Annotated in this window: 12 protein-coding genes; 2 read left to right on the forward strand and 10 right to left on the reverse strand. The window is 68.5% G+C overall.

Going from position 1 to position 14,216, the window contains the following annotated elements; genetic code table 11:
- Positions 1–90: 90 nt before the first annotated feature.
- The 3 genes from AB0K08_RS06225 to AB0K08_RS06235 all read right to left on the reverse strand — a co-directional run bounded on the left by AB0K08_RS06225 (position 91) and on the right by AB0K08_RS06235 (position 2,484).
- The gene (locus tag AB0K08_RS06225) at positions 91–711 is read right to left on the reverse strand and encodes a methyltransferase (RefSeq protein WP_363352661.1); all 621 of its coding nucleotides are present in this window, start codon (positions 709–711) and stop codon (positions 91–93) included.
- A complete protein-coding gene (locus tag AB0K08_RS06230; protein ID WP_363352662.1) occupies positions 708–1,460 on the reverse strand; it encodes a PIG-L deacetylase family protein in 753 nt (250 codons plus the stop codon). The genes AB0K08_RS06225 and AB0K08_RS06230 overlap by 4 nt, the downstream gene beginning before the upstream one ends.
- A gap of 73 nt (positions 1,461–1,533) precedes the next feature.
- A complete protein-coding gene (locus AB0K08_RS06235) occupies positions 1,534–2,484 on the reverse strand; it encodes a DUF6282 family protein (protein ID WP_363352663.1) in 951 nt (316 codons plus the stop codon).
- Between the two features lie 141 nt (positions 2,485–2,625).
- Here AB0K08_RS06235 and AB0K08_RS06240 point away from each other — a divergent pair, with 141 nt between their 5' ends.
- Together AB0K08_RS06240 and AB0K08_RS06245 are read left to right on the forward strand one after the other, a co-directional pair.
- A complete protein-coding gene (locus tag AB0K08_RS06240) occupies positions 2,626–3,969 on the forward strand; it encodes an MFS transporter (RefSeq protein WP_363352664.1) in 1,344 nt (447 codons plus the stop codon).
- A gap of 105 nt (positions 3,970–4,074) precedes the next feature.
- Complete coding sequence (locus tag AB0K08_RS06245) at positions 4,075–4,317, forward strand: hypothetical protein (RefSeq protein ID WP_363352665.1); 243 nt, start codon at positions 4,075–4,077, stop codon at positions 4,315–4,317.
- A gap of 126 nt (positions 4,318–4,443) precedes the next feature.
- On the opposite strand, the gene AB0K08_RS06250 is transcribed toward AB0K08_RS06245, so the two are convergent.
- From AB0K08_RS06250 to AB0K08_RS06280, 7 genes are all read right to left on the reverse strand, one after another.
- On the reverse strand, positions 4,444–6,096 hold the full coding sequence (locus AB0K08_RS06250; RefSeq protein ID WP_363352666.1) for an ABC transporter substrate-binding protein: 1,653 nt from the start codon (positions 6,094–6,096) through the stop codon (positions 4,444–4,446).
- A 140-nt stretch (positions 6,097–6,236) separates the two neighbouring features.
- Positions 6,237–7,532, reverse strand: coding sequence for an NtaA/DmoA family FMN-dependent monooxygenase (locus tag AB0K08_RS06255; protein WP_363352667.1), 1,296 nt, complete (start codon positions 7,530–7,532; stop codon positions 6,237–6,239).
- A gap of 46 nt (positions 7,533–7,578) precedes the next feature.
- A complete protein-coding gene (locus AB0K08_RS06260) occupies positions 7,579–8,856 on the reverse strand; it encodes an NtaA/DmoA family FMN-dependent monooxygenase (protein WP_363352668.1) in 1,278 nt (425 codons plus the stop codon).
- Positions 8,857–9,049: 193 nt separating this feature from the next.
- Complete coding sequence (locus tag AB0K08_RS06265; RefSeq protein ID WP_363352669.1) at positions 9,050–11,083, reverse strand: ABC transporter ATP-binding protein; 2,034 nt, start codon at positions 11,081–11,083, stop codon at positions 9,050–9,052.
- Positions 11,080–12,063 carry an ABC transporter permease gene (locus AB0K08_RS06270; RefSeq protein ID WP_363352670.1) on the reverse strand — a complete coding sequence of 328 codons (984 nt, stop codon included), beginning with the start codon at positions 12,061–12,063 and terminating at the stop codon, positions 11,080–11,082. Before AB0K08_RS06270 ends, AB0K08_RS06265 begins: the two co-directional genes overlap by 4 nt.
- A complete protein-coding gene (locus AB0K08_RS06275; RefSeq protein ID WP_363352671.1) occupies positions 12,060–13,106 on the reverse strand; it encodes an ABC transporter permease in 1,047 nt (348 codons plus the stop codon). The genes AB0K08_RS06270 and AB0K08_RS06275 overlap by 4 nt, the downstream gene beginning before the upstream one ends.
- A gap of 110 nt (positions 13,107–13,216) precedes the next feature.
- Complete coding sequence (locus tag AB0K08_RS06280) at positions 13,217–14,212, reverse strand: amidohydrolase family protein (RefSeq protein WP_363352672.1); 996 nt, start codon at positions 14,210–14,212, stop codon at positions 13,217–13,219.
- Positions 14,213–14,216: the final 4 nt, after the last annotated feature.

Here is a 14,216-nt window from a genome sequence, read left to right on the forward strand (position 1 = left end):
GGTCCAAAACACCAAACACGGCCGCGCCAACTGTCGATTCGCTCGGCGATTCTCGACAATTATTGCGGCCGTGATTCAGGTGAGCTGGGGTCAGAAGCCGATCTCGGCGCGCTGCTTCGTCTCGGCCGCGTGCTTGGCCTCGGCCTTGACCAGTACCTCGGCCGCGCTGGCCCACGGGACCACCGCGACGCCGTCGTCATCCCCCAGCACGAGGTCACCCGGGTGCACCACCACGGTCCCGACGGCGGCCGCCACCCCGCGAACGAAAGGCCCGTTGCGGTAGGGGCCGGCCGGCGTCGTGCCGCGGGCGAAGACCGGGAAGCGCATCTCCTGCAGGTCCACGGCGTCCCGGACACTGGCGTCCAGCACGAAGCCGACACAGCCGCGGGCCATGGCCCGGCCGGCGATCAGCTCGCCGATCAGGGCCCGATGGGTGGCACCCTGTCCGTTGACCACCAAGACGTCGCCGGGCTGCAGCGAGTCGATCGTCTCGTGGATGCCGAGGTTGTCCCCGCCGGCCACCGTCACCGGCACGGCGCGGCCGGCCATCCGGATCCCGGCGGCGGGCCAGACGGACTGGATCCCGGAGTCCACCACGTTCAGCCGGTCCATGGCGTCCCCGACGTTGGCCACCGGCAGGGCGGCGAAGCGTCCGATCAGCTCTGCCTCGGACAGTTGCGCAGCGCCCTCGGCCGTGATCGTCTCGCTCACAGGGTGCCCACCACGTTCGGCACCAGGCGCATGAAGGCCTCGGCCTGGCGGATCTCCTTGTTGCCGGTGACCTTGCGGGCATGGTTGCCGCGGTGCTCGGCGCGCTCGGCGTAGTACCTCTGCAGGTAGGCCTGGGCCTTCATCTCCGCCATGGCGGCCTTCTTCTGCTCGAACACGGCGGTGATGTCCACGAAGACCGAGGGCACGAACCCGCACAGCTCGGGCTGGTGCGGCTCGAAGACGAGGAACTCGCTCGGCGGGGCGGTCTTGAACCCGGACTCCACGCCGGCGCCGGAGGTCATCAACCGGGCCTTCTGCACCATCTCGTACGCCACCGGGTGGTCCGGGTTGAAGGGGTCCTTGTCCGGGTGGGTCAGCACCACGGTCGGGGCGAAGTCCCGCATCAGCTCGGCCAGGCGCTCGATGTCCGAGTGGTCGTTGACCAGCGGGTAGTCGCCGAGGTCGAAGGCCTCGAAGGAGGCGCCGAGGTGCTGCGAGGCGCGCTCGGCCTCACCGTGGCGGATCTTCTTGACGTTCTCCTCGGTCTGGCCCTCCTCCTGCCAGAGCACGCCGGACTCGCCGCGCTCGCCGTAGGTCAGGGCCACGACCTTGGCCTCGCCTCCGGCCTGCACGAAGGCGGCCACGGCACCGGCGGCGCGCCAGACGAAGTCGGCGGAGTGGGCGCCGACGACCAGGAGGCGTCCGGTGGAACGGTCGGTGGATCGGTCGGCGGCTGGCTGTGCGGTCATCGGTGGGGTCCTTTCGGGACGGGGTGGTGGTGGGTATGCCGGCCGGCGAGAACGACGGCGGCGCGGAAATTTCTCAGCGCAGGTGCGCCGGGGCGTCCGGCAGGGGTTCGGCCCCGGCCAGGTGCCGGGAGTTGTGGACGGTCATCAGCCGGATCTCGGCCTCGGTGTACCCCTCGGCGAGCATCAGGTCCGCCACGATGCCCAGGCCGTCCTCCACGGGCGGGTTGAACGGCTGGCCCAGGTCGGTGGAGACCACCGAGTGCTCCACGCCGGCCCCGCGGATGTTCGCGTGCCAGGTCTGCCAGGAGACCTTGCCGGTCAGGGGCGTGGTCAGGCACCGCTCCAGGAAGACTCCCTGCTCGGCGAGTGCGCGCTGGGAGTCCAGGCCCATGCGCTGGGAGGTGAACTCGGGGTGGGTGACGATGATCCTCTCCACCCCGGCGGCCCGGGCGGCGGGGATGAGGGCCGAGGACTCGTCCGTGTGCAGGTGCCCGGTGGCCAGGACCATCGAGTGTTTCGCCATCACCTGGAGCACCTGGGCGGTGGCCCGGGTGGGGGTGCCGTCCGGTTGCAGGACCTGCACCGCCTCGGCCTTCATGCCGGCGTCCTCCAGGTCCTGCTGCAGCCGGGCCCACATGGGCGGGGTGGCCCCCTCAGGCTCCTCGGCCAGGCAGGAGCGCTGGTTGTCCGAGTCCACGGTGGGGAACCAGACGACCTTCGCCCCGCCGCGGCCGGCGATCTCCACGGCCACGGGGTTCATGCCGCCCACGGAGGCGTTCAGGGTGATGGCCCCCAGGGCTTGGACCTCGGGGACCACCGCGCGGACGTGTTCGGCGCGCTCCGCCGTCGGGACGTAGTGGGACTTGATGACGAAACCGGACAGGCCCAGGTCCCGGAAGCGCACCGCCAGATCGAGGTCGCTGATCCGCCGCCTCATCACGTCCGGTGCCACGTGCACGTGCAGGTCGTAGGCACCCCGGACGAGTTCCCGGGCGCGGGCGGAGGGGACGGGATGCTCAGTCATGCCCCCAGCGTAGACAATGGCCCGCAAGATTGCCACCAAAATTGTTGACAATCTAACTGCCTATGGACAGAGTGGTTTCTCGTGAATCAGTTCACGTCACCGACGCACATCGTGACCAGATCCCGAGAAAGGCTGGGCTCCTTGTCCTCGACCTCCACTTCCACCCTCTCCAGCACCCCGCAACCGAGCGGCCCCGTGGCCCCGACCCCGGCGGAGCAGCGCAAGGTCCTCGGTGCCAGCTTCATGGGCACCGCGATCGAGTGGTACGACTTCTTCATCTACGGCTCCGCCGCCGCCCTGATCTTCGGGCCCCAGTTCTTCCCCAGCGAGGACCCGATCGCCGGCACGCTCGCGGCCTTCGCCACCTTCGCCGTCGGCTTCATCGCCCGTCCCATCGGCGGCCTCGCCGCCGGCCACTTCGGTGACCAGATCGGGCGCAAGAAGATGCTGCTGATCACCATGCTCGTGATGGGCGGGGCCACGGTGGGCATCGGCCTGCTGCCGAACTTCGCCACCATCGGCGTCTGGGCGCCGATCCTGCTGGTGGTCCTGCGCTTCATCCAGGGCCTGGGCGTGGGCGGCGAGTGGGGCGGCGCCGTGCTGATGGCCGTCGAGTACGCACCGCGCAACCGCCGCGCGCTGTTCGGCGCGTTCCCACAGATGGGCCTGCCGGTCGGCATCATCGTCTCCAACCTGGTGTTCATCGTGGTGACGGCCACCCTGGCCCCCGAGGCGTTCCAGGCCTGGGGCTGGCGCGTGCCGTTCCTCCTCTCGGCACTGCTGATCGTCGTGGCCCTCTACCTGCGGTTCAAGGTCGAGGACTCCCCCGTCTTCCAGCAGACCCAGGAGCAGGACGAGGTGCACCGCTTCCCGCTCGGTGAGCTGCTGCGCCACCACGGCGGGACCACGCTGCTGGCCGGCCTCGCCTCCGCCGCCTCACCCGCCATCGGCTACATCTACTCCGTGTACATGCTGTCCTACGGCACGGACGCGCTGGGGCTGCCCCAGCCGACCATGCTGTGGCTGATCGTCGGCGGCGCCGTGATCCACCTGGTCACGGTGCTGCTGGGTGCGCTCCTGGCGGACCGGTTCCGGCAGAAGTCCGTCTTCGTGGCCGGCGCCGCCCTCGTGGTGGTGGGCGCGTTCCCGTTCTTCTGGCTCGTGGACACGGCCCAGCCGGTGCTCATCCTGCTGGGATTCGCCGTGGTGCTGCTGGCCCAGTCCCTGATGGCCGGCCCGCAGGCGGCCCTCGTGGCCGAGCTCTTCCCGGCCAACGTCCGGTATTCGGGGGCCTCCACGGCCTACCAGATCGGCTCGATCGTGGGCGGCGGCTTCGCCCCGCTCATCGCCACCAGCCTGTACGCGAGCTTCGGCGCCTCCTGGCCCATCTCGCTGTACGTCCTGGCCCTCGGCGCCCTGGCGCTGGTGACCATCCTGCCGCTGAAGACCGGCCGCTTCGACGCCTCCTGGGAGAGCTCTCGGTAGTGTTCCGCGCGGTGGAAGGGGGCCGCCGTCGCACCCGGGGCCCGGACCACAATGATCGGGAGACGGCTCTGCCGTGCCCGACCACCCCACCCGACCGGAGGAACCATGACCACCCAGCCCCTCGACGACCTGCGCCAGACCCTCGCCGCGGACGGCTACATCCTGTCCATCGCCGAGTCCGGTGACCGGATGGACGCCCGGATCAGTGCCGAGGACGGGGTCTGCGGCGACTGCCTCGTGCCGAAGAACCTCATGACCCTGATGATCTCCAACGCCACCGGCGCCGCCGCGGACTCCATCGACCTCACCTACCCCACGGAGATCGGCGACGACGGCCAGCTCATCTGAGGCGGGCCCGTCACCAACAGACCAACAGGCAGGGCCCCGGAACCATCTGGTTCCGGGGCCCTGCCCGTCTCGCACCCTCCGGCCCCGGAGCACCCGCGGGCCGGAGGAGACCTACGTTCAGACCGCTCAGTCGAGCGTGGTGTATCCCAGGCTCTGCGTCAGCAGCAGGTTCTGCGCGTCGTTCACCGGGTAGATGCCGGCCAGGTCCTTGTCGAACAGGAAGTACTGGCGGTTCTCCATGTAGGCATAGGTCGGCACGTCCTCCACCCACAGCCGCGCCACGTCCTGCCAGGCGGCGATTCGCTCCTCCTCGCCCGGGGTGGTCTGCGCCTTCTGGATCAGCTCGTCCATCTCATCGCTGGCGTAGCTGGTGATGTTGGTGGCGCCGGCCGAGTGGAGCCAGTCGACGAACAGCGGGGCGGGGTCATAGAACCGCTGACCACCGGGGTAGGCGTTGATGTTGAAGTCACGGTTCTGGAAGATGGTCGTGTAGGCCTCCTCGTACGTGATCACATCCACCGTCACGTCGAAGCCCTCCACCTCGTTCAGACGCGAGGCGAGGTACTCCGCCGTGGTCTGGTCGGTGCCGGGACTGGCCGTGATGCTGAAGGTCAGGGGGTTGTCCTGGTCCTCGCACTCCTGGACCTCCTCGGCGGCCGCCTCGAGGTCGTAGCCCGGGAAGGCGATGTCCTCGGCGTAGAACTCGGAGTCCTCGGTGAAGAGGGTCTTCAGCGGCGCGGACATGAGCTCGGACTGGCTCATGGCTGCGGTGATGGCCTCCGGGTCCAGTGCGTGGGCGAAGGCCCGGCGCGCGCAGACCTTGTCGAAGGGTGGCTTCTGCTGGTTGAACTGCAGCGAGAAACCACCGTTCGGACGCCGCAGCTGCACCCCGAGGTCGCCGGCGAGGGCATCGTCCACGGCAGTCGGGGTCCAGCCGTTGTCCGCCAGCTGGTACTCGCCCGCGATCAGGGAGTCCACCACGGTGGCGGTGTTGGAGGCCGTGATGAAGGAGAGCTTGTCCAGGTGCGGCTCCCCCTCGGTGTGGAACGAGTCGTTCTTGACCAGGTTGAGCTCGTTGGCCGAACGGTTCCACGAGTCGAAGGTGAAGGGGCCGGCGCCGACCGGGTCCTCGCCGTAGTCCTCACCCGCCGCCTCGACCGCGGTCGGGGACGGCACGAAGCCCAGGCCGGTCGAGATGGTCCGGTCGAAGTCGCAGTTCGCCTCGGGCAGGGTGATCGTCATGGACAGGTCGTCCACGACGTCGAAGGTCACGCCCTCGAGCTTCGTGGCCTGCGGGGAGGCGACCTCGGGATCCTGCAGACGCAGCCAGTGCGCCTCGACGGCCGCCGCGTCCAGCGGGGTGCCGTCGGTGAACTCGACGCCGTCCTTGAGTGTCATGTCCCAAGCACCGCAGGTCTCATCCGTGGCCTCCAGCGTGTCGCCGATGGATCCCATCACGGTGTTGGTGTCCGAGTCGACGTAGAAGAGCGTGTCGTAGATGGCCTGGAGGAAGCCGCCCTGCGAGCCGAAGTTCGGGGTCTGCATGCGGGCCGGGTCCAGGGAGAAGATGCCCTGCGTGATGAGGATCTTCACCTCACCGCCGTCCACGATCCCCTCGGTGCTCATCCCGGCGGTGGCAAGGTCGGGGTCCAGCTCACCGACCGTGGAGCCGCCGTCTCCGCCGCCCCCGTTCGACCCACCGCATGCGGAGAGCGTCAACGCCCCCACGGCCAGGCCGGCCATCAGGCCTACCCAACGACCTCTCTGTGTGGAACCCATGATCTTTGCCCCTTTCGAAGGATCGGCAACGGCCCGAGGGTGGGCCATTTCGAATGTATGAGCGGGTGTGACGGGCGTCACCCCCACTTCCGGCCCACGGAAGTCCGTCGCGAGGGGAGCAGGGTCCCCGGTGGACGGGTTCAGAACTGCTGGACGCCCATGCGCTCGCGCAGTGTGGAACCGGTGTACTCCTGCTGGAAGTAGCCCCGTTCCTGCAACTCGGGTACCAGCAGCTCGAGCATGGCGTTCATGCCCCCGGGAACGCTCGGCGGGTTCAGGTTGAAGCCGTCGCAGGCCCGGCCGTCGAACCACTCGATGAGGTTCTCCGCGATCGCCCCGGGCGTCCCGACCATCCACCGGTGCCCCATCGCCCGGCTCAGCTCGGTGATGAGCTCACCCAGGGTGTGCTCCAGCGCGTAGTCCCGGTAGACCCGCCACCGGTCCATGCGAGTGGGGCCGTCCACCATGCGTTCCGGCGGGATCCGGTCCGTCACCTCGAGGTCGTCGATCTTCACGTCCATCATCTTCTCGACAGTCCGGCGCCCGGAGTCGATGCGGATATAGGAGGCGAGCTCGTCCGAGAGCTCCTGCGCCTCCTGCTGGGTGCGGCCGACGATGGGCATGATCCCGGGCAGGAGCTTCACGTGGTCGGCAAGCCGCCCCTTGGCCTCCACCCGCTCCTTGTAGTCCCGGTAGAAGGCCTTCGAGCGCTCCAGGTCCGACTGCATCGTGTAGATGACGTCCGCCACCGAGGAGCCCAGGCTGATCCCCGCCTCGGACTGGCCGGCCTGGACGATCAGCGGCCGCCCCTGGGCCGGCCGCGGGATGTTCAGGGGGCCCTCCACCGTGAAGTGCTCACCCCGGTGGTTGATGCGGCGGATCCTGTCCGGGTCCGCCCACAGGCCGCGCTCGCGGTCCGCGATGATCGCGTCACGGTCCCAGCTGTCCCAGAGCTGGTTCGTGACGTCCACGAATTCCCCGGCCCGGCGGTAGCGGGCCGCCGGCTCCGGCATCTCCTCCAGGCCGTAGTTGCGGGCCCCTGTGAAGGACGTGACGACGTTCCAGCCGATGCGCCCACCCGACAGGTTGTCCAGCGTCGCGAACTGCCGGGCCACCGTGTATGGCTCGCTGAACGTGGTGGACGCCGTGCCGATCAGACCGATGTGACGGGTCTTGGCGGCCAGCGCACCGAGCGTGGCGACCGGCTCGTAGATCGTCACGCCCCGGTTGTCACCGCCCAACAGCGGGTTGCCGTCGGCGCTGTCCGCGAAGAACACCGCATGTAGCTTGGCCCGCTCCGCGGCCAGCGTCATGTCGGCGATCATGTCCAGCCCGCCGACCTCCTCGGCACGGCTGTCCGGTGCTCGCCAGGCGTCGTTCTGGTACCCGAACGCCAGCATGAACATCGTCAGGACCATCTGTCCCCGTGGTTCCACAAAAGCCTCCTCTAGTCTCGAACCGGCTCGACGCACATCCTCGCGGTCACCGCGAGGCCGGCCGCTCCAGGCCCATGCTCTCCCGCAGGGTGCCGCCGGAGTACTCGGTCTGGAAGTAGCCGCGCTCCTGCAGGTGTGGGACCAGCAGGTCGAGCATGGCGTGCATGCCCTCGGGGACGGACGGCGGGTCCAGGTTGAAGCCGTCCGAGATCCCGGCCTCGAACCAGGTGATCATCTCGTCGGCGACCTCCTCCACGGACCCCACGAGGATGCGGTGTCCGCCGGAACGGGCGAAGCCGATGATGAGTTCGCGGAGCGTCATCTTCTCGTCCACCGCCATCCTGCGCATGATGGCCCAGCGGGAGCTGTTCCCGCGGCTGCCCTCGAATCGCTCGGCGGGGATCAGGTCGTCCAGCTCGAGGCCACTGGTGTCCACGCCGCTGGCGTTCTCGTAGCGGCGGCGCCCGGCCTCCATGTCGATGTAGCAGGCCAGCTCCCGTGACATCTCCTCGGCCTCGGCGCGGGTGGCGGCCACGATGGGCACCACCCCCGGCAGGATCTTGACGGCGTCACGCGGCCGGCCGGCCTGGGCTGCGGAGTCCCGCACCCGGCGGGTGAAGTTCTCGGCCTCCTCGCGGTTGGACTGTGCCGTGTAGATCACGTCGGCGGTCTCGCCGCCGAGCTTCACCCCGGGATCCGACTGGCCGGCCTGGAACAACACCGGGTGCCCTTGGGGCGGGCGTGGCATGTTGAGCGCACCGGCCACCTTGAAGAACTCCCCCGCGTGGTTGATGTCGTGGATCTTCTCCACGTCCGCCCACTGTCCGGAGGCGCGGTCGTTGAGAATGGTGTCGTCCGTCCAGCTGTCCCAGAGTTCCGTGACCACCTTCACGAACTCGGTGGCCTTGCGGTACCGGTCCTTGGGATCCGGCATGGCGTCCAACCCATAGTTCTGGAACCCCCCGAAGAGGGACGTCACGATGTTCCAGCCGACGCGGCCGTCACTGAGCAGGTCCAGTCCCGCGAACTGCCGGGCCGCGTTGTACGGCTCGGTGAAGCTGGTGGACAGTGAGCCCACCAGGCCGATGTTCTTGGTGTACCCGATCAAGGCTCCGATCGAGGAGATCGGCTCGTACAGACCGGTATTCCGGATGTTGTTGTCCCGGATCGTCACGACGTCGACGCTGTCCCCGAAGAAGACCGCATGCAGCTTCGCCGCCTCGGCCGCCTGCGCCATGTCCCGCATCAACGGGAGCCGGGCCAGTTCCTCCGACCGGCTGCCCGGGGCGCGCCAACTGTCAATCTGAAATCCGGAGGTCAACATGAACATTGTCAAAATCATCTTCTCTGGACGAGATGACATCTTTCCTCCACGTTCTCGCCGACGATGCCGAGTTGCATTCCACGTGCCGGCTACGTGTAATTCTAGTACCGTATGTGACGAATATTCAAGCGTAATTTCGAGATAATCCGCGTCCAACGCCATTCAAGAGCGATTGCCGCCTTCGCGGTTCATATCAGATGTGACGATTTGTGGAGTCGTTTCGCGGGAAATGGCAGGCCACCAGGCGGCCGTCCCCCCGGTCCGTGAGCTCGGGCTCCACCTGGGCGCACAAGTCCGTGGCCATGGGGCACCGCGTCCGGAAGCGGCACCCGGACGGCGGATCCAGAGGCGAGGGCAACTGGCCGGACAGCCGGGGCTTGGCGGTCACGTCGACCTGGGGGTCCGCCACCGGGACTGCGTCGATCAGCGCCTTGGTGTAGTGGTGCGCCGGCGCGTCGTAGACGAGGTCGGCGTCACCGATCTCCACGATCTTGCCCAGGTACATCACGGCGATGCGGTCGCTGATGCTCCGCACCACGGTCAGGTCGTGGGAGACGAACAGGACCGTCAGCTTCCTCTCGATCTTCAACCGCTCCAAGAGGTTGATGACCTGCGCCTGGACCGAGACGTCGAGGGCCGAGACCGGCTCGTCGCAGACCAGGACCTTGGGTTCGAGGACCATGGCCCGGGCGATGGCCACGCGTTGGGCCTGGCCGCCGGACATCTGGAACGCCTTCTTGCCGCCGTGGATCGACGGGTCCACACCCACGTCTCGGAGCGCGCGGTCCACCCGGTCGGCGATCTCCTCCTTGGGGTAGCGGTGCACCTCCAGCCCGGCGGCCACGGACTCCCGGACGGTACGGCGCGGGTTCAGTGACGCGATCGGATCCTGCAGGATGATCTGCACGTTCTGCCGGATCGGTCCCAACTGCGCAGAGCGGAGGCCGGTCACATCGGTGCCGTCGATGGTGACGGTGCCGCTACGGCTGTCGATCAGTCGGGTCACGGCCTTGGCCGTGGTCGACTTGCCACAACCCGACTCCCCCACCAACCCGAGGGTCTCCCCCTCCTTGATCCCGAAGGAGACGCCGCTGACGGCGTGCACGGTGCCACCGCGGACCTTGAAGGAACACACGAGGTCCTGCACGGAGACCATGTCCGTCTCACCGGCCTCCGTGGCCTCGAACACCGGATTCGCCGGCGGCTCCTGGGCGTTGAAGCCCTCCACCGGGACGAAACAGGCGAAGGTGTGGCCCGGGCCCGGTCCTTCGGTCATCTGCGGACGGTCCTGCGTGCACAGGTCGATCTCCGCCGGGCACCGACCCGCGAAGCGGCACGCGTTGGGCCGACCCAGTGGGTCCGGGGGTGAGCCCACCAGGGTGGGCAGCTGGGAGTGTCTCGGCTGGTCCGCCCGCGGCAGGGACTCCAGCAGTGCCTTGGAGTAGCGGTGCTTCGGGTTCGCGAAGAGGTCCTCGGTGGTGGCCACCTCGACCAGCCGGCCGGCGTACATGACGGCGATCCGGTCCGTCCTGCCCGCCACGACACCCAGATCGTGGCTCACGATGATCAGGGACATCCCCCGCCGGCGTTGGATCTCCTGGAGCAGGTCCAGGATCTGCTGCTGGATGGTCACGTCCAACGCGGTGGTGGCCTCGTCCGCGATGAGGATGTCCGGCTCGCAGGCCAGGGCCATGGCGATGGCCACCCTCTGCCGCATGCCGCCCGAGAGCTGGTGCGGGAAGGACTCCATGCGGCTGGCTGGCTCCGGGATGCCGACCAGGTCGAGCAGCTCCAGCACCCGCTCCCGAGTCTGCGCCTTGTTCAGCCCCAGATGCTTCCGGGCGTGCTCGCCGACCTGCCGGCCGATCTTCACGACCGGGTTCAGTGAGGTCAGGGAGTCCTGGAACACCATGGCGATGCGCCGGCCCCAGACGTCCGTGTGGCGGCCGCCGGCCAGCTGTTCGCCGTCGAAGTCGATGCTGCCGGACAGCCGGGCGCTGTCCGGCGAGATCCCCATGATGGTCCGCACCAGCATGGACTTGCCGGATCCGGACTCACCGACCAGCCCGAGGGTCTGGCCGCCCTCCAGGTCGAGGTCGATCCCGTCCAGCGGCCAGATGGTCCCCCGGGGCGTGTCGATCTCCACGGTCAGGTCCCGGATGGACAGACTGCCGGGACGCCGTGGTGTCCCCACCGCCGCCCCCGCTGAGGTACTTGTAACGGTCACAGCTGACCACCCCGTCCTTCTGCCTTGTCTCTCAAGTAGTCGCCAATCTGATTCAGCGAGAACACCGTCGCCACGAGGAACACCGAGGGCACCAACACCAGGTAGGAGCGGGTCCGGATGCTCGCGAAGCCGGAGGCGATGTCCCCACCCCAGCTGGGCCGTGGTGGCGGCATCCCCACGCCGAGGAAGTCCAGCGCGGCGAGGGCCACCATGAAGGTGCCCACCATGATGAACCCGAACGCCGCGAGGGAGAACAGGATGTTGGGCAGGATCTCGCGCAGGATGATCCGTCCTCCGGACATGCCCAGGGCCCGCGCCGCGGCCACATAGTCGCGGGCGAGGTGGGCGTTGGTGTTCGAGTACGCGATCCGCATGCTCGCGGGGAGGGTCAGCACGCCGAGGATGATGGACAGGCTCGCCACCGACGGCGGGATGATGGTGGCCGTGGCCAGCAGCAGCACCAGGCCGGGGAAGGCCAGGACCGAGTCGCTGAGCAGTGTGATGACCCGGGCGCTCCACCCCTTGTAGTAGGCGGCGGCCATGCCGAGCAGGGCCCCGACCACCAGGCCGATGGCGGTGCCCATGAAGGCCACCAGCAACGAGAGCTGCGCACCGTAGATCATCCGCGAGAGGATCGACCGGCCGATGGTGTCGGTTCCGAGGATCGCCGCCCCGCCGTCCGTGAAGGGCGCCTGGGCCGAGCCGGCGATGGGCTCTTCATAGCCGGGCATGGGCAGCAGCGGTGCCAGCAGGGCACCCCCGACGATGAGGACGGTCCACACGATGCACAGGACCGTCAGCAACGGCATCCGCGCGCGGCGCTGCCTCTGGGCCCCCGGAGCCTCCGCCCCCTTCTTCGTCTGCTTCGCCTGCTTCGTCCGCTTCGACTGTTTCGTCCGCTGCCGCTGGTCCGGCTGCTGCGGTTGGTGCAGGTGGTTCGGGCGGTCTCCGCCCGCGGTGACCACGTCGATGTCGGTCATGATGCCTGGATCCTTGGGTCGATCAGCGTCTGGATGAAGTCCACGGCTGCGTTGGTCAGGATGTAGATCAGGGCGATGACCAACACGAGTCCCTGGACCACGGGCAGGTCCCCCTTGGTGACCGCGTTGACCATGGAGGAGCCCAGGCCGGGGAGTCGGAAGATGGACTCGGCGAGCACCGCGCCCGTGATGAGCATGCCGACTGACAGGCCCAGCATGGTCACCACGGTGGTGAGCGAGGGTCGCAGGGCATGCCGGACCAGGATGTACCGGGTGCTCAGCCCCTTGGACTTCGCGGTGAGCACGAAGTCCTGCTGCAGGGTGGTGATCATGTCACTGCGCAGCAGCCGGTAGAAGGTGGCCATCGGGGTCAGGGCGATGGCCAGTGCGGGCAGGAAGAACGACCGCACGGAGGCGATGACGTCCTCGGTGATCGGGACCCAGCCGCTGACGGGGAACCATCCGAGGTTCACGGAGAAGACCAGGAGCAGCAGCAGGGCCAGGACGAAGGACGGCATGGCGATGAAGAACGACGAGGCCGCGTTGCAGAGGGTGTCCAGCAGCCCGCCCGGGTGCCGTGCGGCGTAGGCGGCCAGCGGCACCGCGATGACCAGCGCCATGAACAGAGAGAGGAAGATCAGCGTGAAGGTCACCTCCATGCCGTTGGAGATGGTCTGAGTCACCGGGGCCTTGTTCAACAGCGACCGTCCGAGGTCCCCCTGCAGCGCGTTGCCGACCCAGGTGAGGTACTGGACGATCACGGGCTGGTCCAGTCCGAGCTGGGCCTTCATGGTGGCGATCTGCTCGGCGGTCGCGTTCGGGCCGAGGATCTGGGAGGCCGCATTGCTGCTGCGGGAGAGCAGGACGGTCACGCTGAAGGTCACGATGACCAGCACGAGCGAAAGGTGCACGACCTTCCGCAGCACCGCGCCGAGCCGCCATCGCCAGACGGACTGGTTGCGCTGCGGTGCGTTCTTCCCCGCCGGCGGCCCCCCGACGGGGGGAGCCGCCTCGGTCGGCGCCAGGTTCACGATGTCTGCCACGGTCTCTCGGCCTCCTCAAGGGGACAGTTCCAGCGGTTCAACACATCCGGTCAATGAGCAGTCTGACCGAGCCCACGGGCCCCGCCCACGGGAGTTCCACCGGGTGAAAGTCAGTCCCGGCCCAACCACCGCAGGGCGTTGCGCGAGCTGATATCGGCCCACTGGTCCTCGGGCAGGTCCATCTCCTTCAGGGTCTTCGCCACCGGGTCCTCGCGCAGCATGGCGGGGAAGTCGGAGCCCACCAGCAGCCGGTCCGCACCGAGCAGGTCGATGAGGTAACGGATGGTGCGATGGTCGAAGACCATCGAGTCGTAGTAGAACCGCCGCGCGATCTCCAGCGGCGAGGGGCCGTCGTCGGGCATCACCGCCCGCTCCAGGTCCACCGGACCCTCGTTCCAGGCCCCGCCCCAGAAGTAGTTGGCGCGCGGCAGCATCATGGCGAAGCCGCCGGCGGCGTGGGAGAAGGACAGGCGCAGGTCCGGACAGGCGGCAGCCGTGCCGCCCAGCACCATGGAGGCGGCGGCGAACATGCCCTCCACCCCCACCACGTAGGTGCCCATGGCGGAGGCCGGCAACCGGGACATGGGCGAGGGCATGGCGTGGACGAACACGGACAGGCCCAGGCGCTCGGCCTCCTGGAAGAAGCCGAGGAACCGCTCGTGGCCGATGGAGTCGCCCAGGATGTTGGAGGCGATCTCGACGCCGGCCAGGCCCCGTTCCCGGATGGCCGCCAGTTCGGCGGTGGCGGCCTCCGGGTCCTGCATGGGCACCATGCCCAGGCCGGCGAACCGGTCCGGGGCGTGGCTACAGAGCTCGGCCGTGACGTCGTTGACGTGCTGTGCCAGGGCGAGCCCGTCGGCCGGGTCCAGGTCGTACTTCAGCAGCGGCGGCATGGGGCTGATCACCTCCAGGTCCACGCCAGAGGCGTCCTGGGCCTCGATCCGCCGTTCGGCCGTGAAGAAGACGTCCTTGGCCCGGAACCGCATCTCGCCGAAGACGAGCGTCCGGTCCGTGGAACCGGCCACCGCCTCCATGGAGGGGAAGCATTCGGGGCCGTGTTCCGGGTAGTGGCCGGGGAGCAGGTGGGCATGGGCATCGATGAGCATGCGA

This window comes from Citricoccus sp. NPDC055426, assembly GCF_040677445.1.
Taxonomy (GTDB): domain Bacteria; phylum Actinomycetota; class Actinomycetes; order Actinomycetales; family Micrococcaceae; genus Citricoccus.

Coding starts and splice junctions, on each gene's coding strand:
- AB0K08_RS06270 (WP_363352670.1), bottom strand. CDS start 12,063: ATGACCGACATCGACGTGGTCACCGCGGGCGGAGACCGCCCGAACCAC.
- AB0K08_RS06260 (WP_363352668.1), bottom strand. CDS start 8,856: ATGTTGACCTCCGGATTTCAGATTGACAGTTGGCGCGCCCCGGGCAGC.
- AB0K08_RS06245 (WP_363352665.1), top strand. CDS start 4,075: ATGACCACCCAGCCCCTCGACGACCTGCGCCAGACCCTCGCCGCGGAC.
- AB0K08_RS06235 (WP_363352663.1), bottom strand. CDS start 2,484: ATGACTGAGCATCCCGTCCCCTCCGCCCGCGCCCGGGAACTCGTCCGG.
- AB0K08_RS06230 (WP_363352662.1), bottom strand. CDS start 1,460: ATGACCGCACAGCCAGCCGCCGACCGATCCACCGACCGTTCCACCGGA.
- AB0K08_RS06250 (WP_363352666.1), bottom strand. CDS start 6,096: ATGGGTTCCACACAGAGAGGTCGTTGGGTAGGCCTGATGGCCGGCCTG.
- AB0K08_RS06280 (WP_363352672.1), bottom strand. CDS start 14,212: ATGCTCATCGATGCCCATGCCCACCTGCTCCCCGGCCACTACCCGGAA.